A 19,762-nucleotide genomic window follows, 5' to 3' on the forward strand; every position below is an offset into this window, starting at 1 on the left:
ATGACTAATTCCGTTGACCTGACCGAGCTTCATTGGCTGCTGGCTATTACTCAAAGCATCGACGTAGGCGTGGTGGTGTTCGACCTCGACTTCACGGTGCAGGTATGGAACACCTTTATCGAAAACCACTCAGGCGTGCCGGCCCGGGATGCGCAGGGGCAGCCGTTCTTTACGTTGTTCCCCGAAGTGGATCAAGTGTGGTTCTCGCGCAAGGTCGCCAGCGTGGTCACCCTGGGCTCGCCCTCGTTCACCATCTGGGAGCAGCGGCCGTTTCTGCTTGAGTTCGAAACCTACCAACCCATCACCGGCTCCGAGCCGTTCATGTACCAGAACACCACCCTGTTCCCGTTGCGCTCCATCAACAACAAGGTGGAGCACGTGTGCCTGGTGATTTATGACGTGACCGAAGTGGCCAAGAACCGGCGTCAGCTTCAGGCCGTGAATGTGCAGTTACAAAAGCTGTCCAGCACCGACCGCCTCACCGGCCTGTACAACCGAGGGCACTGGGAAGAGGCCCTCAAGCATGAATACGCCCGCCACAGCCGCTACGGCCATGACTGCTCGCTCATCATGTTCGACATCGATCACTTCAAGCAGGTGAACGATACCTACGGCCACCCCGGCGGGGACCGCGTGATCCAGCGCGTGGCCGACGTGGTCAGGGAGCATGTGAGGGATTCGGACATTTGTGGCCGCTACGGCGGGGAAGAATTCGCCTTGCTGCTGCCCGACACCGACAAGGCAGGAGGGGAGGTACTTGCCGAGCGCCTGCGCGCGGCTATCGAAGCGGTGATCGTACAGCATGATGGGCAAGCAATCCGCTTCACCATCAGCCTGGGTGTGGCAGACCTGCGCCAGCCAGTGGCCGATTACCAAGAGTTGATCGAGCGCGCCGACCGGGCGCTGTACGCTTCCAAGCGCAGCGGCCGGAACCGGGTAACGGTGTTTGGATAGGTACGTTCGTCGATCCGCTTATAAAACCGATTAAACTTTCCGTGTAAGGCCCTAGTCCACCTAATACCTAGTGGCATAACGAGGAATACACATGAGCCTGTTCAAAGACATTCTGCACAAGTTGGGCCTTGGCGGCGACGACGCCCAGCCAAGCACCACCACCACGCCCACCGCAGCGCCTGTTGGCTCTACTACCTCTGCCCCTGTAGGCAGCGCGCCACCTGTCACCCAAGGTGGCCTGGCACCTAGCGCCACCACCCCTGCTACTGGCATGGGCAGTGTTGACATTGGCGCCAAGCTAGACGGCATGGCTAACTCCAGTGCTGAGAAGCTGAACTGGCGCGCTTCGATAGTGGACTTGCTTAAATTGCTGGGTATCGACAGCAGCCTGGAACACCGTAAAGAGCTGGCCACTGAGTTGGGCTACCCTACGGATAAAATGAATGACTCTGCTGCAATGAACACATGGCTGCACAAAGAGGTACTGCAAAAAGTGCAGGCCAAAGGCGGCACCGTACCTTCCGAACTGCTGTAAGGAGTACGCCCCATGGCTGTCACGATCAAGCGGTTGGAAGGCAGGGATATTCCCTGTGAAGCGCGCCGAGGCGATGAAGCCGACGCCCCTGTGTTCCAGATCACTGACGAGCATGGGCGCGATGAATACCGTTACGACGATATAGAAGCGGCCAAGCGTGTTGTAGAGCTCAGCGAGAAAGATCGCGCTGAGCGCAATGGCCGGCACTAAGTTGTCGTGAAGCAGCAAGGCGGCGACAGGCTCTGCCTGTACGCCGCTACTGCGTTTTAGTAGTACCCTCCGTACCTTTCCTGTACCTGCTTGCCTCTTTGAGGCTTCAAGCGCTTACATGTGAACTGCCCGGGCGCCCCGGGGGGAGATAGCCGACGCCTCTCGTCTCCAGTTACCCCCAGGTCGTCACCATGCACCAGGCGCCATGTAACTCCTCCGCGGTATTGTCCTCACCCCACCTTCACGAATTGGTGTTTAACAGCACCGGCGACTACGCAATTATCGTGTCCGACCTGCAAGGCGTGATCGTGGCCTGGAACCCCGGCGCCGAAAAAGTGCTCGGCTGGACGGCCGATTACGCGATTGGCCAACACATCGACCTGTTCTTCACCCCAGAAGACCGAGCCATCGGCCGCAGCGCAACCGAAATGCACCTGGCCGCCAGGGAAGGCTGCGCCATCAACGAGCGGTGGCATATTAAGGCCGACGGCGATTACTTCTGGGCCTTAGGGCAACTGTTGCCCTTGCGGCACGACGGCAAGCTGGTGGGGTACTCGAAAATTCTTCGGGACCGCACCCAAGAGCGGCTGATGGCCGAGCAGCTGCGCCTGACTCAGGACATCGGCGGCATTGGCACCTTCGAGATCTTCCCTGAAGAAGGGCTGGTGAGCGTATCGACACAGTTCTGCCTGATCTGGGGCCTGGACGCGCGCGAGATTTACCCCATCCGCGACCTGCTCGCCCGTGTGCACCCTGAAGACCGGCCCCTGCTGGACATCACTGCTGAAGTCTTCGGCGCCCACCCGCTGCACTACCAGGAGTATCGAATTCTGCACCTCGATACCCACGAGGAGCGGTGGATCGCGCGTCAGGGCGAGCCCATTGCAGTAGAAAGCCGCCAAGCCACCCGCTACCTGGGCCTGTGTTACGACATTACCGAGCGCAAGCGTGCCGAGTTATCGCTGGCCAAGCACCGCCAAGACCTGCAACACGCCCTCGCCGAGAAAACACTGCAGCGCGACCGCGTCTGGCGGCTGACGCAGGACTTCATGGTGGTGCTGAGCGCCGATGGCACGCTCATTAATCTGAACGCCGCCACTGAAAAAGCCCTCGACTGGGGCGACTACAAACGTAACGGCATGGCCATCCAGCAGCGCGTGCACCCCGATGACCAAGCCCGCGTCGCGCAAGAGCTGAACCGCCTCGCCCAGGGCGAGCCTACGGTGGACTTTGACGTGCGCGTTGTGGGCCGCGGTGGCGATTACCGCCTGATTGCCTGGACGGCCGTGGCGTATGCCCAAGAGGTGTACGCCATCGGGCGCGACGTGACCGACCAGCGCAACACCGAAGAACGCCTGCGCCAAACCCAGAAAATGGACGCCATCGGCCAGCTCACAGGCGGCATCGCCCACGACTTCAATAACCTGCTCACCGCCATCATGGGCACCCTGGGCCTGATGAAACGTGGCCTGGAGGCAGGGCGCACCCACAACTTTGATCGCTACCTGGACGGCGCACTTAACTCGGCCCAGCGCGCCGCCACCCTGACCCAGCGCCTGATGGGCTTTGCACGCAGGCAGCCATTGCAGTTGCAGGCCGTGAACCTCAACGGCTTAGTGCACTCGCTGGAAGACCTCATCCAACGCACCGTGGGCGAAGGCTATAGCCTCACCACCCACCTGGCCGAACCACTCCCCGACGTATACGGCGACAGTAACCAGTTGGAAAACGCGTTGCTCAACCTGGTTATCAACGCACGGGACGCCATGCCCACGGGCGGCAACATCCACATCACCACCGCCCTCGCGCCCGCCATGCAAGGCAGCGACGCCGGCACCTATATCGCTCTGTGCGTGAGTGATGCCGGCACCGGCATGCCCGACCACGTACAGGCCCGCGCCTTCGAACCCTTCTTCACTACCAAGCCCACCGGCAAAGGCACCGGCCTGGGCCTGGCCATGATCTACGGCTATGTGAGCGAGGCCAACGGCCACGTGGCCATTGCTGCCAGCGATGAAGGCGGCACCTGCATGTGCTTGTACTTACCCAAGGTGGCGGTTGGGGTGGAGTAGGGCGGGCGCAGTTGGCTTATAGCTGGGCCAGGCGCTCCTGTACGGCATCGTCGAAGAAGATGTACAGGCCTTCGATGCTGGTTTTCGGGAATTTCTTGTCGCTTTCCAAACCTTTCACGAACTCGATCTGGATCTCGGCTTCCTCGGCGACTTTCTCCGGGGTAGTGGCGTCGTCCAGGGCGCGGAGCAGCCGCTCGATGGGCGTGCGCTGGGCCTTGGGGATTCTCAGGGCGTCTAGGCGTTCGTCTTGCATGGGGTGGGGCCTTTAGAAGGGGAGCGTGGGGGTAAGGGTACTATGGATTGGGTGGGGGAATGCGCGTTGGGTTGTTTTGTGTAGGTTGTGGGCTTGGGCCGGGGGACTGTCAGAAATTTTGTGTTCGGGCATAACATGAGCAAAAGGAGCATGTATGCCGACCAAAAAGAAACCTGCGCGCCAACCACTGAGAGATCTGCCCAAAATCCCGAAAGAGCTGCTTGAGTCTTTCGGTGAAGGGTTGATGACCGCTGATGCCATCGAGATGGCCTCTGCGGCGTTTAAGAAAGCCTTGATCGAGCGCGCCCTGAGTGCCGAACTCGGTCACCATCTGGGCTATCCATCGGGCGCGCAGCGGCCGGAGGATGAAACCAACCAGCGCAATGGTAAAAGCGGCAAGACGGTTCTAACCGGCGATGGCCCGATTCGGCTGGAGATTCCGCGTGATCGAGATGGCAGTTTCTCCCCCATCCTGATTCCCAAGCACGAGCGACGTTACACCGGTTTTGACGACAAGATCATCGCCATGTATGCCCGTGGCATGACCGTCAGAGAGATCCGTGCGTTTCTTTGCGAGCAGTACGGCACGGACGTGTCGCCGGACTTCATCAGCTCTGTAACTGACGAGGTCATGGCAGAGATCGGCGCGTGGCAACAGCGGCCCCTGGAGCCGATGTATCCCGTTATTTTCTTCGATGCCCTGCGGGTCAAAATCCGTGAAGAGGGGCTGGTCCGTAACAAGGCGATCTACCTGGCGCTGGGTGTATTGCCCAACGGAACCCGCGATATCCTTGGCATCTGGATCGAAACCACGGAAGGCGCCAAGTTTTGGATGAAGGTCTTCAACGACCTCAAGACACGCGGCGTCGAAGACGTGTTGATCGCGGTGACGGATGGCCTCAAGGGCATGCCAGAAGCCCTCAGCGCCGTGTTTCCAAAGACGACCTTGCAGACCTGCATTGTTCATTTAATCCGCAACAGCCTTGATTACGCGGCCTGGGATAAGCGCCGCGAATTGGCCAAGGCACTTAAGCCGATCTATCGGGCGGTCACCGCCGAAGCGGCCGAGCAGGCGCTGGATGCCTTTGAACATGGGCCCTGGGGCAAGCAGTACCCCACAGTCGTGGCGGCTTGGCGACGCGCGTGGGATCGAGTGATTCCCTTCTTTGTGTTCCCGCCTGCCATCCGCAAAGTGATCTATACGACCAACGCCATCGAGAGCATCAATGCGCAGTTGCGTAAGATCATTAAAACCCGAGGTCACTTCCCGACCGACGAGGCCGCGACCAAGCTGATCTGGCTGGGGTTACGCAATATCACGGCCAAATGGGGCAACGCAGCCCATGATTGGAAAAACGCGATGAATCAGTTCGCGGTTCTGTACGGAGATCGATTTATCAGGCCGACCTGGTAAAGCATGGCTTGCCTAACGGCAGGCCGTTACCGGCCCGCACACAAAAAATCTGACAGGCCCCTTGTGATACATGAATGTGATTTCAATACACCCGATCTAACCCCTGAAACTACCCCTCCCCAACCCCCTGAACCCGCAACGCAACCTCCAGTTTTCCCCGCGCCATTTCAATCAAGTGCACCGCAGCAAACGCGTGGTCGCGCAGATCCCCTCTCTGGTTATCAGCGCTCTCATAAGCAGTCGCCCTCGCGCAGCGGAGGAGGTCGTCAGCCTCGCAAAGCAGCTGTTCGAGGCTCAAATTTGGAATGTCGTGAGTCATGGTGTTGCTCCCAGAGTTATGGAGCTGCCACGGGCCTTCCTACGGGCTTTGGGGTGGCAGCTATACGCGGGGTAGGAATACCGGAACTCTAGGCAACCGGCCACGCGTGAGCGTGCCCGCGCACAGCTGCCATAACGTGCTGCAAAAGCGAATGAACGCTTGCAGGCGAAACGGTTGGCACGTGCGCGCCTAGTTTTGTTCCGGGTTCCTACGCCCAGGTCGTTGATTTGGCAACGACGGGTGCAAGGGTAGCGGGGTGAAGGGGAGTGGGCAAGGTGGGTGTGGAGTAGGGCCCGAGGTATAGGCGCGGGCGGTCGCGGGCAAGCCCGGCTGCTACGGGTTGGTTGGTGACCAGCAAAACGCAGCCACAAAAAAAGGCACCCTAAGGTGCCTTCTTTCTGGATTTGGTGGAGCCGGGGGGATTTGAACCCCCGTCTAGATCGCATATGGCTTGGCTTGCGGGCAGAAGGCTGCCATAAAGCTGTCATTTTGAATCTTGCTGCCTTAAATTGTACGGTACGTATTTCATGGAGGGATAGGATGAGCGCCAAAGGACGGTTCGAGTCGAGCATCGAAGGTGCATTGCACCTTTACAAGATGTACACGGAGCTTAGGAAATCCCGCGGGCTCGGCACAAGGGGTAGATTGGACGCTGAAAATGAGGATCTGCTTTGGATGCCTCGATCATCTGTAGTCATGTCCATTTCAGCCCTGGATGCCTATATCCACGCGGTGATCATCGATCGCGCGCCGTTGTTACTCAAGTCTGGCAATCCTCCAGATGAAATGGCTAAGATTTTCTCAACTCTAGTCCAAGTCAAAGATGGAAGGGGTTTTGTTTCGGTCTTGGATTATATAAATAATCCGAATCCCGTTCAAAGACTGACTGAGAAGCTGCGAGAAAATCTGTCATATATATCTTATCAGGCTCCAGAAAAGATATTATTAGGTTTTCAGCTTATTGGGATAAATGACATATTTTTAGAGATTTCTAATATATGGCAGGGCCCTAAGACCTCATCAGATGATCTAAAAAGAATACTTTCAGGTTACGCGAGGCGTCGGAATCAAATAGCTCACGAAGGCGATATTGAGCAAAATAATTCCTCTCGGCCAATTTCGCCACGATATGCGAGAGGCTGCCATGACTTTATCCAGGGTCTTGTGTTTAGGATGAATCGGGTTGTCTATGGGGTTTAGTTTTAAAAGATTTTTAAACAGATTAATTAATATGATCTTAAGAGTTCGGCTCTAACGGTTTCATTAGAGTTATTCTAACTCGTTAGCCAGGGTCGGGATCTACAAAACTTGAACTGGATTACGAGGCTTCATGATGCAAATGGTAAATAGGGCCAAACCCTTAGCCCAACGGCGTATCGTTTTCAGTGATCTTGCAGTTATAGTAACGATCTTCCTGCCGTACGCTTACCTTTTGGGATTTGTGCAAATAATGTCGTTCCTCCGTCGAGCGGGAGCCAGTTGGATAAGTCCGCTCGTGCAGCCATCGGACATACTCTCACATAGTTTAACCATGATGTTTTCTGTTTGCGTTGCGGCTTTTATATTTATATATCTTTCTTTTTATGCTGAAAGCCTATTTGAGTGGATTAAGAAAGTAATGATCGCGCTAGGGTTGGCGCCTATAACTTTTAATACGGGGGATAAACCGGGAAGTGAGCTCTTCGATGGTGTGAAGTGGTTGCCTGTAAGCTATGTGAATAATACTTTGTGCATAACTACCGTCATTGTGATTTCTATTTGTTTTGCAATTCTTGCACGCTCCTGGCTATATTCTAATGGAGGTCTATCACGTCCTTGGAGCGTAATTGTTATAGGTTTTTTAGCTCTTAACTCCCTAAGCATGCCACAATATTTCGCAGCTGTTAGGGTAAGTAAAATATTTGAAGAAAAAAATCCAGAATTAATTTTTTCAGCTGAAAAAGATGCTTCTGATAAGAGATTGCTGCTTGACAAAATAGGCGGCTCTTATTTGGTTCGTATTGAGTCTCCTCCCGATAAAAAAGGTTTTGCACTTATGTCTAATTTAGACGGTTTTATTCTCAAGTAGCTGCTTTGGCATTATGCTTCCAAAAGCTGCTGTGGCCTTCGCGCCTGCTTTGTCGTCAGTAGCAGGCATCCAGCGACCATAAACCCGCGCGATCATCGTCCATGTCTGTTGAGACGACCGAACTCTGATGCATGGGCTCTCACCAGTTGATCATAGGCTTGGGCCGCGTCACCGGGAGTAGAAAAATACCCGCGCTTCCTGGCCACGCCACTGACGGTAAGTCGCGCGTACCACTTGGCTCTTTGAGCGTTCCAGAAAACTCCTTTGAACCCAGAACTGTTGGTAGAGGAACGATCACGGTTCAGACTGTTCTGGGCGCGGGTCGCGACTCGCAGATTGGTTCTTTGATTGTTAAGACCATTGCCGTCCTGGTGGTCGATGTCCATTCCTTCAGGGAACCCCATAAGTAGGCGATGCAGGTAGTGCTTCGGCTTCCGTGCTGCACCGGCGCCTTTTTCTTGCGCTCGGGCATACCAAGTCCCGCCACGTTGGTCCGCTACCAAGCTGTAGTTCTCTGCCACCCAAGCATCTTGGTCATCCAGCAGCAGGATCAAATTGCCCCTTAGCATTATTTCTATCATCTGGTTTCGCACTCCAAAGTTCTTCTGCCTTGTTACCGGCAGTGATATCCGCAGATGGCATCCAACGACCGTAGACTTGGGCAATCATCAACCAACTGGCATGCCCCATCTGCTTTGCGACCCACATGGGATGCTCACCAGCTGATAGCATCATCGACGCATACGTATGGCGTGTTTGGTACGGCCGACGATATCGGACGCCGGCCTTCTTCATTGCGGGCACCCACATCGTTTTACGAATCGGTCCGTCTCCAGCCCAGCGCTCAAGTGTGCGAGGATTCTGGAAAACCTCCGCATCTGCTAAGAACGTGTGTGCCTTCTGCGCTTTCAACGCTTCCAAGGCCGGCCGTAGCAGTTTCACGCTGCGCCGCCCGGCTGCAGTCTTAGTTGTCTCGGCCTGCCCCCGGGCCGCCTGGGTCATTGCGCGGGTTACCAGTACCTCTTCACGCAACCAGTCGATATCACCCCAGTCGAGCGCTACCAGTTCGCTAGTGCGCAGGCCGGTCCATAGCGCGAACTGCATCATGTTACGAGCCTGGCCTGAGAGGGCGCCCAGGACTGCCTGTTGTTCCTCGGGACTGAAAGGATCGACATCATCCACCCGCGGTGGCGTCTCTTTCCTTGAGTACGTCCAGCCGGCCAGCGGGTTGGTCTCGATCAGCTCTTCATCGACCGCATCGTTCAGCGCTGAGCGCAGGCAGCTCTGGACGTTGCTCAGGGTCTTGTTGCTCACCTGCAGCGTGTCTAGCCAGTCTCTGATGGTCTTCCGCTTGAGGTCGACGGTCATGTGGTCGCCCAGGGCAGGGATCAGCCGCTGCTGCACTACCTTCCGATAGCCTTCGAACGTACTGCTGGCTACGTGCTTGCGCTTGCCGTCTAGCCACCTGGTGAGAAACCCGTTGATAGTTTCCCTGGAGGCCTCCGGCGCAAACTTAGCTGCCCTGGCTGAGCGCGGGAAGGTCACCGCATAGTCGAAGGCGCCAATGGAAATCGCGTGCTCAATCGCCGCCTTGTGCTGCTCGGCCTTCTTCAGATTAGTGGGGGTGGGCTTGAGCGCGATACGCTCCCGGCACCGGACGCCCCGATACATGAACGTGATTTCGATACTCGTATCGGAGACAGCCCGAACTCCCCGCCCATCTCTACCCATCTTTCATACCCTTCCACGTCGATAAGGGTCCGGCCATCCGGCGCCCTGTTCCATATCTCACCGAGCCGCCAGATGCCATCACGGATCTTCGAGCGGATCGCGTCCTCTGTGTAGCCAGACTCCGTGGCGAATTTCCTGACGGTCATGTAGCGCATCGGTACCCCTCCTGCCTACGCTTCGAACGACACCAGCGCCAGGGCCCGCTGGTACTGGAAGTGGTCAGCTAGTACGCGCCGCCCATCAATGCCACAAGCGGCGGACAAGTCTAGGACCTGGGCAAAGGTGGTCTCGCGATGCTGTAACGCTTCCCACAGCGCGAGAAGGCGTTGGGTGAGAGTCATGCTGCACCGCCCTGGGCTGCACGGTAGCCTGCCAGGAAAATCAGATAGTCAGCATGGGTGCGATCATCGACGAAGCCAGTACGGTCCTTCCTGAGCTCTTCTAAGCTGCAACCGCAGGGGTTAACCTTGGCGTAGATGTCACGCGGATCTGGTTCGACTGCGCGCACATGAGCACGATTGGCAGCGGGCTCAGCAATACGTCGCTGGTGGATTTCCTCACGGTCAACCAGCACCCCCTGCGGTGCATCCACGCCCAGGCGAACCTGCTTGCCGCTGGACCCGATGATGGTCACGCGAATGCGGCCATCGATGACGATGGTTTCTTGTATATTGCGGCTGAGTATGAGCATGGCTTTCTCCAGGCAAGCCGGTGGCCTACCGCGATCCGTGGCTTTCGCAAAATAGGGTAGGGGTCACGACACTGGGTACCGCATGATGCCCACTGCACTGACGCCCTAAGCGTCAGGCGATAAAAATGTCCTGATTGGTTTGGGTCTTGTCGTGTGGATCTGGTGTAGGGCTGATGGCAAACCCAATAAGACCGAGGCGGATCGCTTCTGCGACTAGCGCCGAACGTTTGAATACGCCGAGTTTGAACATGGCCGATTCGATACGGCCTTTGATCGAGCGCGGTGAAAGACCGTCTTGGCGAGCAATCTCTTTGTCGGTGTAGCCTGCAGCCACGGCTAGAAGACAGCGCATCTCCCGCTCAGCCAGGCCCTTACCGAGCAGGCCGTGCCAGAGACCGCAAATGACATAGTTCATGATGGACAGCTCCATTAACCCTAGAAGATGGGCTAATAGTGCTGGCGGGACTTTTAATTGTCAATCCCTGCGGGATTATTTTTAAAGGCCTGGGATTTTTGCATCAACCACACGGCCGATGATTTTCCAGTCATGGTCCATGTCTACCGTCTTGAACGAAGGATTCAAGGGCACGAGATACTCCGACCCTGCGTCACAGACATAACGCTTGAAGGTCGTCTCTCCATCGCGGTGCTGCGCGATATAATACTTTCCACTGATCAGATCAAACCCTTCTGGTTGCACAAGAATCCGAGCGCCCTCAGGAAAGCTTGGGTTCGAAACTGACGTCATCGAAGATCCTCTTACCTCAAGCCAAAACCCAGAATCTCCAGCGTTTTCGGTCGAAAGGTAATACTGTTCCGCATTCTCTGGAACCAGGTTTGTAGGCGACTCGGCCCTGGCGCCTGCCGCAATCCAACTAATCAGTGGATACCTCCGGGGTAATCGCCAAGGTCTGTCGACGGGAACAACATTCGATTCGACGACCTGGGCGAAATCGTCGAGGTGCTTAAGCGCTTGCTCATTCAGGGTAGCGGCAACCTCGCCCATACCATCAATTACTTCTGCCAGCCTCGGGCTGAAATCCGAAACTTTCACCTGCAGCAAGCGGGCGGCTTTAACCGCAAATTCCACATTCAGGGCGTTTCTGGCATTCAGGTAGTGGCTGAACGAGCCTTGATTCATGCCAAGTGCCGCTGCCGCTTTTTCTTGAGTAAGCCCGAGCGTCTTGCGCTTCGCCATGAAGATTTCCTTCAGCGCTGAGCATTCATCGACGCGGTCGTGAGGCAATGGTTTCTTTTTCATGGCGCGACCATATGGCTAGCGGGATTCAAATTCAAATGCCGCTAGCATTGACATTGATAAATCCCGCAAGCACTATTTGTACAGCTCAGAGCTACGGAGTAGAGGACCGTGGAACGTACACCACTATCGAAATACGCCGCCAAGCGTCATGCGTGGACGGCTGCGCAGCTGGGTATGACCCAAGGGGCGCTCAGTAAAGCGATTCGTGAAGGACGGACGATTTTCATTGACGAGTCCGTTGACGGTTCGATTTCCGCTATCGAGGAGAAGCCTTTTCCAAGCCAACGCCGTTATCCACTTGGCCAAACTTGCGAACAGATTAGTTCCTCCGGTACTAAGGAGAAAGCGCCCAATAGACCTGTTCATGCATACAGCCTGGAGATCCGTTCGTGAATAGCTCCATTCCATATTTGCTGACTGGCTAGCTAAATCGCAGGCAGCAAAAACCCGGCTTGGCGGCCGGGCTCCTAATAGCCCATTGGCGTGGGCTTTTTCAAATCTTCGTCTGTGGAGGACGAACTGATGCACCCAAAAAATAGCATTACCCCTCACGGGGTGCAAGACCTTGCTGAGGTTAACGCCGACGTAGGGCTTCCAGCGTGGGCTCAAATCGAGTTTACCCCAGCGCAACGTTTAGTTGTCGTCGCCTTGCTGCAAGCTGAGCGTGCACACGCCTGCAGATGGTGGACCTTTTTACAAGAGGCACGGATTCATCAGCAGCTTCCTGATTGGATCGAGAGGCAGGCGGTCGGACGTCATTGTGACTATGACGATTGGAATGCTGACTGCCTGGCCACGAATTATAAGCTGCTGAGAATCGACGGACACTTGAACACCTTCGATGCTAGCCAGCTCATCGATGAGTCAGTGGGTACCTTCGTTGGCCTGGATCTTGAACCCGCGCCACAAAAGGTACAGGTGCGGTTTTGTGGCGCGCACGGGGGTGACGTATGAACGGTTCATTGATCATCGTTGGTCAGGTAGGGCAAGGGGGCGTTCAACCCTCGCTTGAGGGAGAAGTTTTGCGCGACGCGCAATTAGATGCTCGCGAAATGTGCTCAATGAACTTTGCCCGGCAGGAGCACGACAAGCTGTCGAAGATACTGTTGTGCCAGGTCATCCCGGCGATGGGAGGGTATGACAACCAGCTGGCTTGCGATATTGCTAGGCACCTCGAGCAGATTCAGACATTTAGCGGCAATTATTGCTGGCGACACCGCCACCTCGGCGCCTCGTATGGGGTCGTTGGAAAGCGCCCAGGTATCGACGATGACTATCGCGATACGGAGGGCGCGCAATGACCATGATCCCGTTCAATTTCCGTGGAACCAGCATCCGCGTGATCAGCGATCAACAAGATGAGCTTTGGTTTATCGCGAAGGATGTGGCCGAGTTGCTCGCCTATGCAGATACCGATCAGGCTGTCCGCGTTCACTGCAAGGCTGCTAAGACCTGTCCCGTTGAAATGACGGGTCAGGTTCGGCATGTAAAGGTGATTCCAGAGCGCGATCTTTATCGGCTAGTGATGCGATCACAGTTGCCGGCGGCTGAAGCATTCGAGGAATGGGTGGTCGGAGAGGTGTTGCCAACCATCCGCAAGACCAGTGGCTACCAGCGCCCGCTTACACCAGCAGAGCAGGCCCTTGCGCAAGCGCAACTGATGGTAGACATGGAGCGTCGTCAGCGGGTCAGCGAGCAAGCCATAGCCAGCGTAGAGACCCGCGTGGCTCAGGTCGAGCACACACGTTTCTTCGAAAGTACGCCTGCTGGTTTCGAACCCATCACCGGTATTCGTGCACGCATTGGGCTGCGCCACGGCATACCGCCCTGGGTCATCAATGAGGTGATGCGCGAGCTGCCGTATTGCCCAAGGCCTTATGGATTCGTGAAAAACAAGCACGCCGATGAGGGCGGTAAACCTTACCCGGTTTATGCCATCGCTGACGTAACGCGCCTTTTTGACCGTTTCGTAGCCGAGTGCATCCAGGAAACCGAGCAGTTCGCTACCCACCCCGATATCCAGCAAGGCCGGTTCAAGCTGTGCCGGAGGAAAGCCCTGTGAGCAAAGTCATCGATTTCCCCACGAAGCCAGCCATTGAAACAATCAACGAGGCCTATTTCGAGGGCTTCCCGGATGCAGCCCTCCTGCTGCACTGCTTCGAGTCAGTCAGCAACGCTGCTGATTTCATTGAAGAAGGTGGCAAAATCGAATTCCAGGATGAGACCTATCTTGAATTGATTGAGGCATTTTGGGCGCTGCAGGTGCTGTTCAGGCGCAAGACAGGCGGCTCTGCTACTGAAGCGTCGGCACGGCACTGGCAACTCATGCGGAAGCATCTCCTTGAAGGTGGGGCGCCTCCCGCTTTGCAGATCCCTGTAGCCACCGTTCCCTATTCACCGCAGCCACCAGAGGCATTTGAAGCGCTCACGCCGCTTGAGCTCGCCAGCGCGGCCTTCAACTACGCGGACAGGGTAAGAGAAGGGATCATGAGCCATTCCCCCCATGCCCTGCAGATGAGCGAAGCGCGCGTTGCCGTAATAGATGCGACCACTGTGCTCAAGAAGCTTGTGTTGAGCATGGGGCTGGTTGCGCACGTCCAGCGTCAGCCAGGGGAGACGCTGCAATGAGTATGGAGTTAATGGTCAAGGCCATGAAAACCAAAGTCGGCAATCCCCTCCGTAAGCTGGTCTTGATCAAGCTCGCTGACAATGCCAACGATCTGGGTGAATGCTGGCCGTCGTACCAGTATGTCGCCGACCAGTGCGAGATCAGTAAGCGCTCGGTCATGGCCCACATTGAGGCGCTAGAGAGGTCTGGCTTGCTGCGTAAAGAGTTCCGCAAGGGCGGCCCAAAGGGTAATTCGTCGAATGTCTACCACCTGTATTTGAGGGGTGAATCTCCTGCACTACCCCTAGTGCAAGAGATTCATCACCCTAGTGAAGCAGCCGCACCAGGTAGTGCAGGAGATTCACTAGGGGGTAGTGCAGGAGCTGCACCCAGAACCAGTCACTCTTCTGAACCAGTCAATGAACCTAAATCTTTGTGCACCACAGGCGCACATGAAGGGTTTGATCAGTTTTGGAAACTGTACCCAAAAAAGAAAAGCCGCAAAGACGCCGTGAAAGCCTGGGAGAGACTGAAGCCAACTGCCGAGCTTCGCCAAACCATGATGACCGCCCTGGCTTCTCACTGCGTTTCCCGCGATTGGACCAAAGATGACGGGCAATACGTGCCCAATGCCGCTACCTGGCTCAATGGGGAAAAGTGGCACGACGAGCTGAAGCCTGGGGCGCTCTCAGTAAAGCCGTCGCGACATACCGATTTAAACGATATCGACCACGAAGCCGGCCTTGTGCTCGACGCCAATGGTAACTACCGGATTGCGGGGACCGCCCAATGACTATTCGACCACGCTACACAATCGAAGCCCGGGCGGGTGATTGCAGTCAGCACGGCCAGTACGGTGACGCTCTTGTGGAGCAATTCGGTGGCCAGCCAGTATGGTACGGCTGCCCGCGGTGCCACTTCGACCGCCGGCACTCTGCCGACATCTCGATCCGGGCCGGCGGCGCCTTGGATCACGCCCAGCGCGCGCTGAACGAACGCCTGCTCGACGCTGGTATCCCATTGCGATTCCAGCGCGAGTCATTGGATACCTGGCGCGCGGGCGATGATCAGGCTAATGCCAAGGTATGGAGCCTCGCCACAGGCTACGCCCAGGCATTTGCCGAGAACTTTGAGGTAGGCCGTGCGGTAATGCTTCTTGGGCAGGTCGGCACCGGCAAAACTCACCTAGCCTGCGGAATCCTCCAAGACGTGATCCGCAACTTCGGGGCCCAGGGGGTGGCTGGCCTCTACGCAACGGCTGGCGGGATTATCCGCAGTGTGAAAGAGACATTCGGCGGCCACGGCAAGGCAGAATCTCAAGTGTATGTCGACCTGATGAAGCCGCATCTACTGATAATCGATGAAGTAGGGGTTCAGCACGGGACGGACTTCGAGCGGCAGGTACTGTTCGAGGTGATCAATGGCCGGTATGAGCGCGTACTGCCTACCATCATCGTGAGCAACCTTGGGGTGGCCGACCTTCGCCAGTGCATGGGTGATCGGGCCGTCGATCGCCTGCGCGAGCGTGGGGGCCTGGTGGCGCTGTTCCGGGGCGAGTCCCAGCGAGGTGCTGTATGAGCCGTGAGCTGTACAGCTTGGAGGCTGAATACGCGGTGCTGGGCATTGTCATGCAGTTCCCCGACCTAGTGGACCAGGTGCTGGCCAAGGTGCAAACCCGGGACTTCCATGACTTGGGCAACGCAGCGCTGTACGAAGCCATCAGGACCACGCACGCCGCCGATATGCCCGTCGATGTCGTCACCGTGGGTATCGAGCACCCGCAACTACCAAACGGGGATAGCCTGCTGGCCTACGCCGGTGAAATCGCTAAGAACACCCCCAGCGCGGCCAATATCAATGGCTTCGTACGAGTGCTGCTGGAGCGCTCGGCGCTACGGAAAGTGGTTGAGGCAGCGGAGATCATCCGCGACAGCGCAAGCGAAGACCGGCCGGTGGCAGAAATCATCGCCTTGGCCCAGCAGGCTACGGCCGACCTGCGCGACTTGGAAGGCGACGCCCCGGATTACGAGCCGCTGCGCCACTACGTGCTGGCTGCAGTGAACACCATCGACGACAAGCGCGCGGGCAGAGCCCCGACCTGGCAGACCACGGGCCTGGGGCATCTGGACCAACTGATGCAGGGTCTGCGCCCGAAGAAGGTCACGGTCATCGCCGGCCTGCCCGGTAGCGGGAAAACGACGCTAGGCCTTCAAATCGCGCAGCACAACGCTGTTCAAGCGCGCAAACCATGGTTGGTGTTCAGCCTGGAGATGCCTGGCGAGGAACTCGGCCTGCGGACCATCGCATCACTGGGCGGTGTGCACCTACGACGGCTGGATGATCCGAGCAAGCTGGCCGATGACGACTGGGCACGGATGAGCGGCGTGGCCGCCAGGGTGAGTGATGCGCCAATGTTCATCAACGATGACCCAGGGCTCACTCCCTCGCGGATTCGGTCCATCGCCCGCAAGTGTCAGCGCGAGCATGGCCTGGCCGGGGTGATGGTGGACTACCTCGGGCTGATCAAAGCCGACTCGCGTGGGCGGAGCCGTTCAGAAGAGGTTGGCCAGATCAGCAAGGCCCTGCTCAGGCTGGCCAAGGAGCTGGACATTCCAGTAATCGAACTGGCGCAGCTCAACCGCGACTCGACAAAGCGGGTAGGCAAAAAGCCTCAGTCCAGCGATCTACGCGACTCGGGCGAAATCGAGGCCGACGCCAGCTGCATTTTGATGGTTCACCGCGACCTTGACACTGAAGAAGGGCAAAACGGGGTGACCCAGGTCCTGATGACCAAATGTCGCCACGCCAAGGTCGGCGATTGCCTGCTTCAACAGGAAGGGCAGTATGGCCGGTTCGTGGACTTCAAAGGGGCTATGCCAAGTGACGAAGAGGCCGAAATGGGGCGCGGGCAGTTTTCAGATAGGTATTCGGGGAGGGGTAGAGCATGAGCAGCATCACAGCAGCGCTTCCGCGCAAGAGTCTGACCGGCGTAGAGCGGAAATTTCTCAAGGTCGGCAACCGGATGTTGCTGGAGGAAACCAACGGTCGGATAGCTTCCGCTGCCCTGATGGATATTGTCGCTGATTGGCACGGGACGCCTGGGGCGGTCGGCTTCGAAGCCTATGCCAAAGGCTGGATCGCCGAAGGCAACGCCAAGAACAAGCACGCCGACCGTCTCCTGCGCGAGTTATTCGGTCTGAACTCTGCGCCAACGCCCCGGAGGGCTGCATGAAGAAAAGAACCTACGTCGGCAAGGCCTTGGGCGATACAGAGTGGTTGCTTGAGCAGTGGGGGTGGTGGCGCATGGATGGGATGGGGGTGCCGCGGTACATATCACCCCTGTATGCGTTGATTCGGGATAACACCCCCTGTGAGGGCGGATTCAAGGAATACTCCTTGAGCGATGACCTGGCGCTTGTGCTCGACGGTGCGGTGGCTCGGCTTACTAAGCGTGACAGCCAAATGGGTGACTTCATCTGGCTCTACTTTGGCGCAAAACACCCTGCTCTGCGGATAGGCAGGATGGCCGGACTCAGTGAAGCGAAGACGCGGGAGCTGATAAAGGCGGGCGTGGCCTGGATCGATGCCGCTTTGGAGAGTATTCGCGAAGCTGCGTAAAAAAAGCTTTCCACGCGGATAAACACCTGTTTTCATAGCAACGTGTCCAGCATGTAGCGCATCACGACACCCAAGAACCCTGACCTAAGCAGTCGGGGTTTTTTATGCTTAAAGTTTTCTCCCGGGTCGGCGATAACGATGGCAAGTCTCTGGATTTGCGGAATGTGTGATAGGGGTTTTTTGAATTGCAACCGGCTTCCATTCACCAGCTGACAATTTAGAATCTGAGAAAAATATCCGCTTGATCTAGATCGCTATGGAGTGCGACATGAAAGAAGTAACAACAGCTGCGACGCAAAAGCGGCGAGTGGGTTTGGTACTCGGCTTGGGAATCTTCTTTTTCCCCGTTGTGTTTGGATGGTTCGTGCTTAGGAAAGGGCATTCCACCTTATCGCGAATAGTCGTCATCCCGTGGCTACTTTTTGGTGTGCTAATGTTCTTCATTATGGGTACTGCCATTAAAATGGCTTTTGACAGCACTGACGCTTCCTACGCGAGCACCGCCCAGTCTAGTGCTGTTCAAGCACCGGCCGACTCGCCGAAAGCCTATACGTCATCTCAAGTCTCTCATGAATGAAGCGAATCAGCGAAGCCGCTTGACAGGGATCGGGTGGCCGCGTTAATTTGCAGTCTGCGGTTCAGTGCGTGAGAAGATAATCGCTCTGAACATAACAACCCCGGCATTGAGTCGGGGTTTTGCTTTTATGGATTCCGGATCCATCCTGCGCTACCCTTTAGCGGCTTTTTATTCAGCAAGCTAAAGGACTACGCATGCACGATTTCCTCAGCAAAACTTTTGGCGGGCTCTCGCGGGCTTACTACTTCCGACAACTGTTTTTTGGGAGCTTGATTTTGGCGCTCTTCGTTTCGATCGCCTTAAAGTCTCAAAATACCCAGTATGGCGTGATCGCAATAGCAGTGGGCCTCACCCTTCTGTACCCATATTCGCGGTTCGTGTATGAGCGGGTTATTGGATTCGTGGTAGGTGAGAACGTATTTTTTGGCAATGCTTTGTTCATGTTGACGGCGAAGGCTTTCACCATGATGCTTTGCTGGGGCTTCGCGTACGTGATTGCCCCCGTCGGGCTTATTTACCTGTACGTATATCATTCTCGGCAGGTTGCCAGATGACTAAGCCCCGACCTTCGTGTCGGGGTTTTTGTTTGTGCCCTCTTCGAGGATCTAGAGCGTTGTACCGCGAAAGCGGTTGTGTTTTGATCCTGAGACATGGAGCTAAACCGAGGTGCCAATGTTTCGCATAGATGTGCTGCAAAGTCAGTTTGCTGAGCTGCGCGCGCGTGAAAACCATTACTGGAATGACTTGCGGGAGACCGTTCGTTCAATCGAGAGCGGATTCGCTGGCTATCTTGCTAGCGATGAGCGAACCAATGCTCAGGCACAGGTTATGCCGAATGTGAGTGTCGGGGTACTCGCTGATGATTTAACTATGTCTACTGACCTCGAGCATCTCCCTCGAAGCGGACGGCAGATGAGTTTTTCCTTGGTTCTAGACCTTGCTGAAACCAGGTCCATTGATCCAGACAGCTTCATTATGTTCTCCCTGTCAATCGAGAGAGGGGACAGTGCGAAGCTAGTCATAAAAGACTTGGTAGGCTCTCTCATAATCAACACGAACAAGGGCCTGACTCCGGTCTACGAGTATCTCTACGCCAAGTGCCAAGAGAAACTGAGCGGTCGTTGACCTAGAGTCTTGAGCTGTTTAGATCTCGCGTTCAGTCAGTCAAGCATGCAGCAGGCACAACAAGGGTTCGCCCAGTGCATTGAGGTGCGACCCTAGCCTTTGCTCTACGGGTGTAGTGCGGCACAGGTTTGCGATCACTTGCCCGGCCGCACCCTTTAGGATTCACACTGCTTCGGCGTGAATCACCAACCGTTTACCGAGCGCCGCGAGCGCCTTTTTTAATGCGTCCATCCTGCTTGGCATAGCAGGGCGTTTTTCGTCCTACACCGCATTTTTTTAAGTTCCAAGCCAAGCTCGTGAGCAATATGCGGCCGCGTCTTCCCATT

At 56.3% G+C, this 19,762-nt stretch carries 28 protein-coding genes; 20 read left to right on the top strand and 8 right to left on the bottom strand.

Annotation, left to right across the window (positions count from 1 at the left end; translation table 11 throughout):
* The 4 genes from AC4LE2_RS02880 to AC4LE2_RS02895 all read left to right on the top strand — a co-directional run bounded on the left by AC4LE2_RS02880 (position 1) and on the right by AC4LE2_RS02895 (position 3,771).
* Entirely contained in the window at positions 1-954 is a 954-nt protein-coding gene (locus tag AC4LE2_RS02880; RefSeq protein ID WP_491824009.1) for a sensor domain-containing diguanylate cyclase, read from the top strand.
* A gap of 91 nt (positions 955-1,045) precedes the next feature.
* The gene (locus tag AC4LE2_RS02885) at positions 1,046-1,489 is read left to right on the top strand and encodes a DUF3597 domain-containing protein (RefSeq protein ID WP_491824010.1); all 444 of its coding nucleotides are present in this window, start codon (positions 1,046-1,048) and stop codon (positions 1,487-1,489) included.
* 12 nt (positions 1,490-1,501) lie between these two features.
* Positions 1,502-1,699 (top strand): hypothetical protein, encoded by a 198-nt coding sequence (locus AC4LE2_RS02890; RefSeq protein WP_491824011.1) that lies wholly within the window; start codon positions 1,502-1,504, stop codon positions 1,697-1,699.
* A gap of 191 nt (positions 1,700-1,890) precedes the next feature.
* On the top strand, positions 1,891-3,771 hold the full coding sequence (locus tag AC4LE2_RS02895; protein ID WP_491824012.1) for a PAS domain-containing sensor histidine kinase: 1,881 nt from the start codon (positions 1,891-1,893) through the stop codon (positions 3,769-3,771).
* Positions 3,772-3,787: 16 nt separating this feature from the next.
* On the opposite strand, the gene AC4LE2_RS02900 is transcribed toward AC4LE2_RS02895, so the two are convergent.
* Positions 3,788-4,024 carry a hypothetical protein gene (locus AC4LE2_RS02900; protein ID WP_491824013.1) on the bottom strand — a complete coding sequence of 79 codons (237 nt, stop codon included), beginning with the start codon at positions 4,022-4,024 and terminating at the stop codon, positions 3,788-3,790.
* A gap of 154 nt (positions 4,025-4,178) precedes the next feature.
* Between AC4LE2_RS02900 and AC4LE2_RS02905 the strand changes: the two genes are divergently transcribed.
* A complete protein-coding gene (locus AC4LE2_RS02905) occupies positions 4,179-5,438 on the top strand; it encodes an IS256 family transposase (protein WP_491823948.1) in 1,260 nt (419 codons plus the stop codon).
* A gap of 109 nt (positions 5,439-5,547) precedes the next feature.
* Here AC4LE2_RS02905 and AC4LE2_RS02910 read toward each other — a convergent pair whose 3' ends face one another.
* Positions 5,548-5,757 carry a DUF6124 family protein gene (locus tag AC4LE2_RS02910; RefSeq protein ID WP_491824014.1) on the bottom strand — a complete coding sequence of 70 codons (210 nt, stop codon included), beginning with the start codon at positions 5,755-5,757 and terminating at the stop codon, positions 5,548-5,550.
* A 540-nt stretch (positions 5,758-6,297) separates the two neighbouring features.
* Between AC4LE2_RS02910 and AC4LE2_RS02915 the strand changes: the two genes are divergently transcribed.
* Positions 6,298-6,957, top strand: a complete 660-nt coding sequence (locus tag AC4LE2_RS02915; protein ID WP_491824015.1) for a hypothetical protein — start codon at positions 6,298-6,300, stop codon at positions 6,955-6,957.
* A gap of 331 nt (positions 6,958-7,288) precedes the next feature.
* Positions 7,289-7,825, top strand: coding sequence for a hypothetical protein (locus tag AC4LE2_RS02920; protein ID WP_491824016.1), 537 nt, complete (start codon positions 7,289-7,291; stop codon positions 7,823-7,825).
* Between the two features lie 92 nt (positions 7,826-7,917).
* Here AC4LE2_RS02920 and AC4LE2_RS02925 read toward each other — a convergent pair whose 3' ends face one another.
* The 6 genes from AC4LE2_RS02925 to AC4LE2_RS02950 all read right to left on the bottom strand — a co-directional run bounded on the left by AC4LE2_RS02925 (position 7,918) and on the right by AC4LE2_RS02950 (position 11,508).
* The gene (locus AC4LE2_RS02925; RefSeq protein WP_491824017.1) at positions 7,918-8,406 is read right to left on the bottom strand and encodes an HNH endonuclease; all 489 of its coding nucleotides are present in this window, start codon (positions 8,404-8,406) and stop codon (positions 7,918-7,920) included.
* A complete protein-coding gene (locus AC4LE2_RS02930; protein WP_491824018.1) occupies positions 8,360-9,556 on the bottom strand; it encodes an Arm DNA-binding domain-containing protein in 1,197 nt (398 codons plus the stop codon). The genes AC4LE2_RS02925 and AC4LE2_RS02930 overlap by 47 nt, the downstream gene beginning before the upstream one ends.
* Before the next feature lie 170 nt (positions 9,557-9,726).
* Entirely contained in the window at positions 9,727-9,897 is a 171-nt protein-coding gene (locus AC4LE2_RS02935; RefSeq protein WP_491824019.1) for a hypothetical protein, read from the bottom strand.
* A complete protein-coding gene (locus tag AC4LE2_RS02940; protein ID WP_491824020.1) occupies positions 9,894-10,247 on the bottom strand; it encodes a carbon storage regulator in 354 nt (117 codons plus the stop codon). Before AC4LE2_RS02940 ends, AC4LE2_RS02935 begins: the two co-directional genes overlap by 4 nt.
* Positions 10,248-10,359: 112 nt before the next feature.
* Positions 10,360-10,662 (bottom strand): LuxR C-terminal-related transcriptional regulator, encoded by a 303-nt coding sequence (locus AC4LE2_RS02945; protein WP_491824021.1) that lies wholly within the window; start codon positions 10,660-10,662, stop codon positions 10,360-10,362.
* Positions 10,663-10,743: 81 nt separating this feature from the next.
* Positions 10,744-11,508, bottom strand: coding sequence for a S24 family peptidase (locus tag AC4LE2_RS02950; RefSeq protein WP_491824022.1), 765 nt, complete (start codon positions 11,506-11,508; stop codon positions 10,744-10,746).
* Between the two features lie 108 nt (positions 11,509-11,616).
* On the opposite strand from AC4LE2_RS02950, the gene AC4LE2_RS02955 reads away from it, so the two are divergent.
* The 13 genes from AC4LE2_RS02955 to AC4LE2_RS03015 all read left to right on the top strand — a co-directional run bounded on the left by AC4LE2_RS02955 (position 11,617) and on the right by AC4LE2_RS03015 (position 19,436).
* The gene (locus AC4LE2_RS02955) at positions 11,617-11,901 is read left to right on the top strand and encodes a Cro/CI family transcriptional regulator (protein WP_491824023.1); all 285 of its coding nucleotides are present in this window, start codon (positions 11,617-11,619) and stop codon (positions 11,899-11,901) included.
* 129 nt (positions 11,902-12,030) lie between these two features.
* Complete coding sequence (locus AC4LE2_RS02960) at positions 12,031-12,462, top strand: hypothetical protein (RefSeq protein ID WP_491824024.1); 432 nt, start codon at positions 12,031-12,033, stop codon at positions 12,460-12,462.
* Positions 12,459-12,809, top strand: coding sequence for a hypothetical protein (locus AC4LE2_RS02965; RefSeq protein ID WP_491824025.1), 351 nt, complete (start codon positions 12,459-12,461; stop codon positions 12,807-12,809). Before AC4LE2_RS02960 ends, AC4LE2_RS02965 begins: the two co-directional genes overlap by 4 nt.
* Entirely contained in the window at positions 12,806-13,570 is a 765-nt protein-coding gene (locus AC4LE2_RS02970) for a BRO-N domain-containing protein (RefSeq protein WP_491824026.1), read from the top strand. The genes AC4LE2_RS02965 and AC4LE2_RS02970 overlap by 4 nt, the downstream gene beginning before the upstream one ends.
* Positions 13,567-14,136, top strand: a complete 570-nt coding sequence (locus AC4LE2_RS02975; RefSeq protein ID WP_491824027.1) for a hypothetical protein — start codon at positions 13,567-13,569, stop codon at positions 14,134-14,136. The genes AC4LE2_RS02970 and AC4LE2_RS02975 overlap by 4 nt, the downstream gene beginning before the upstream one ends.
* Positions 14,133-14,909 (top strand): helix-turn-helix domain-containing protein, encoded by a 777-nt coding sequence (locus AC4LE2_RS02980; protein ID WP_491824028.1) that lies wholly within the window; start codon positions 14,133-14,135, stop codon positions 14,907-14,909. The genes AC4LE2_RS02975 and AC4LE2_RS02980 overlap by 4 nt, the downstream gene beginning before the upstream one ends.
* On the top strand, positions 14,906-15,694 hold the full coding sequence (locus AC4LE2_RS02985; RefSeq protein ID WP_491824029.1) for an ATP-binding protein: 789 nt from the start codon (positions 14,906-14,908) through the stop codon (positions 15,692-15,694). Before AC4LE2_RS02980 ends, AC4LE2_RS02985 begins: the two co-directional genes overlap by 4 nt.
* Complete coding sequence (locus AC4LE2_RS02990) at positions 15,691-17,064, top strand: replicative DNA helicase (RefSeq protein WP_491824030.1); 1,374 nt, start codon at positions 15,691-15,693, stop codon at positions 17,062-17,064. Before AC4LE2_RS02985 ends, AC4LE2_RS02990 begins: the two co-directional genes overlap by 4 nt.
* Positions 17,061-17,348: a hypothetical protein gene (locus AC4LE2_RS02995; RefSeq protein ID WP_491824031.1), complete on the top strand. Its 288-nt coding sequence runs from the start codon at positions 17,061-17,063 to the stop codon at positions 17,346-17,348. The genes AC4LE2_RS02990 and AC4LE2_RS02995 overlap by 4 nt, the downstream gene beginning before the upstream one ends.
* Positions 17,345-17,734 carry an antiterminator Q family protein gene (locus AC4LE2_RS03000; protein ID WP_491824032.1) on the top strand — a complete coding sequence of 130 codons (390 nt, stop codon included), beginning with the start codon at positions 17,345-17,347 and terminating at the stop codon, positions 17,732-17,734. Before AC4LE2_RS02995 ends, AC4LE2_RS03000 begins: the two co-directional genes overlap by 4 nt.
* A 268-nt stretch (positions 17,735-18,002) precedes the next feature.
* Complete coding sequence (locus AC4LE2_RS03005) at positions 18,003-18,311, top strand: hypothetical protein (RefSeq protein WP_491824033.1); 309 nt, start codon at positions 18,003-18,005, stop codon at positions 18,309-18,311.
* 194 nt (positions 18,312-18,505) lie between these two features.
* Complete coding sequence (locus AC4LE2_RS03010; protein ID WP_491824034.1) at positions 18,506-18,865, top strand: hypothetical protein; 360 nt, start codon at positions 18,506-18,508, stop codon at positions 18,863-18,865.
* Positions 18,866-18,983: 118 nt separating this feature from the next.
* Positions 18,984-19,436 carry a hypothetical protein gene (locus AC4LE2_RS03015; RefSeq protein WP_491824035.1) on the top strand — a complete coding sequence of 151 codons (453 nt, stop codon included), beginning with the start codon at positions 18,984-18,986 and terminating at the stop codon, positions 19,434-19,436.
* Positions 19,437-19,762 lie beyond the last annotated feature (326 nt).

The organism is Pseudomonas sp. 9.3L (assembly GCF_058536285.1).

Bases quoted from the DNA above. Each gene is read 5' to 3' on its own strand.
- AC4LE2_RS02970 (WP_491824026.1), top strand. From the start codon at position 12,806: ATGACCATGATCCCGTTCAATTTCCGTGGAACCAGCATCCGCGTGATC.
- AC4LE2_RS02915 (WP_491824015.1), top strand. From the start codon at position 6,298: ATGAGCGCCAAAGGACGGTTCGAGTCGAGCATCGAAGGTGCATTGCAC.
- AC4LE2_RS02990 (WP_491824030.1), top strand. From the start codon at position 15,691: ATGAGCCGTGAGCTGTACAGCTTGGAGGCTGAATACGCGGTGCTGGGC.
- AC4LE2_RS02985 (WP_491824029.1), top strand. From the start codon at position 14,906: ATGACTATTCGACCACGCTACACAATCGAAGCCCGGGCGGGTGATTGC.
- AC4LE2_RS02995 (WP_491824031.1), top strand. From the start codon at position 17,061: ATGAGCAGCATCACAGCAGCGCTTCCGCGCAAGAGTCTGACCGGCGTA.
- AC4LE2_RS02910 (WP_491824014.1), bottom strand. From the start codon at position 5,757: ATGACTCACGACATTCCAAATTTGAGCCTCGAACAGCTGCTTTGCGAG.
- AC4LE2_RS03000 (WP_491824032.1), top strand. From the start codon at position 17,345: ATGAAGAAAAGAACCTACGTCGGCAAGGCCTTGGGCGATACAGAGTGG.
- AC4LE2_RS02925 (WP_491824017.1), bottom strand. From the start codon at position 8,406: ATGATAGAAATAATGCTAAGGGGCAATTTGATCCTGCTGCTGGATGAC.
- AC4LE2_RS02960 (WP_491824024.1), top strand. From the start codon at position 12,031: ATGCACCCAAAAAATAGCATTACCCCTCACGGGGTGCAAGACCTTGCT.
- AC4LE2_RS02905 (WP_491823948.1), top strand. From the start codon at position 4,179: ATGCCGACCAAAAAGAAACCTGCGCGCCAACCACTGAGAGATCTGCCC.
- AC4LE2_RS02920 (WP_491824016.1), top strand. From the start codon at position 7,289: ATGATGTTTTCTGTTTGCGTTGCGGCTTTTATATTTATATATCTTTCT.
- AC4LE2_RS02895 (WP_491824012.1), top strand. From the start codon at position 1,891: ATGCACCAGGCGCCATGTAACTCCTCCGCGGTATTGTCCTCACCCCAC.
- AC4LE2_RS02880 (WP_491824009.1), top strand. From the start codon at position 1: ATGACTAATTCCGTTGACCTGACCGAGCTTCATTGGCTGCTGGCTATT.
- AC4LE2_RS02935 (WP_491824019.1), bottom strand. From the start codon at position 9,897: ATGACTCTCACCCAACGCCTTCTCGCGCTGTGGGAAGCGTTACAGCAT.
- AC4LE2_RS02900 (WP_491824013.1), bottom strand. From the start codon at position 4,024: ATGCAAGACGAACGCCTAGACGCCCTGAGAATCCCCAAGGCCCAGCGC.
- AC4LE2_RS02930 (WP_491824018.1), bottom strand. From the start codon at position 9,556: ATGGGTAGAGATGGGCGGGGAGTTCGGGCTGTCTCCGATACGAGTATC.
- AC4LE2_RS02965 (WP_491824025.1), top strand. From the start codon at position 12,459: ATGAACGGTTCATTGATCATCGTTGGTCAGGTAGGGCAAGGGGGCGTT.
- AC4LE2_RS02940 (WP_491824020.1), bottom strand. From the start codon at position 10,247: ATGCTCATACTCAGCCGCAATATACAAGAAACCATCGTCATCGATGGC.
- AC4LE2_RS02945 (WP_491824021.1), bottom strand. From the start codon at position 10,662: ATGAACTATGTCATTTGCGGTCTCTGGCACGGCCTGCTCGGTAAGGGC.
- AC4LE2_RS02980 (WP_491824028.1), top strand. From the start codon at position 14,133: ATGAGTATGGAGTTAATGGTCAAGGCCATGAAAACCAAAGTCGGCAAT.
- AC4LE2_RS03010 (WP_491824034.1), top strand. From the start codon at position 18,506: ATGCACGATTTCCTCAGCAAAACTTTTGGCGGGCTCTCGCGGGCTTAC.
- AC4LE2_RS03005 (WP_491824033.1), top strand. From the start codon at position 18,003: ATGAAAGAAGTAACAACAGCTGCGACGCAAAAGCGGCGAGTGGGTTTG.
- AC4LE2_RS02950 (WP_491824022.1), bottom strand. From the start codon at position 11,508: ATGAAAAAGAAACCATTGCCTCACGACCGCGTCGATGAATGCTCAGCG.
- AC4LE2_RS02890 (WP_491824011.1), top strand. From the start codon at position 1,502: ATGGCTGTCACGATCAAGCGGTTGGAAGGCAGGGATATTCCCTGTGAA.
- AC4LE2_RS03015 (WP_491824035.1), top strand. From the start codon at position 18,984: ATGTTTCGCATAGATGTGCTGCAAAGTCAGTTTGCTGAGCTGCGCGCG.
- AC4LE2_RS02885 (WP_491824010.1), top strand. From the start codon at position 1,046: ATGAGCCTGTTCAAAGACATTCTGCACAAGTTGGGCCTTGGCGGCGAC.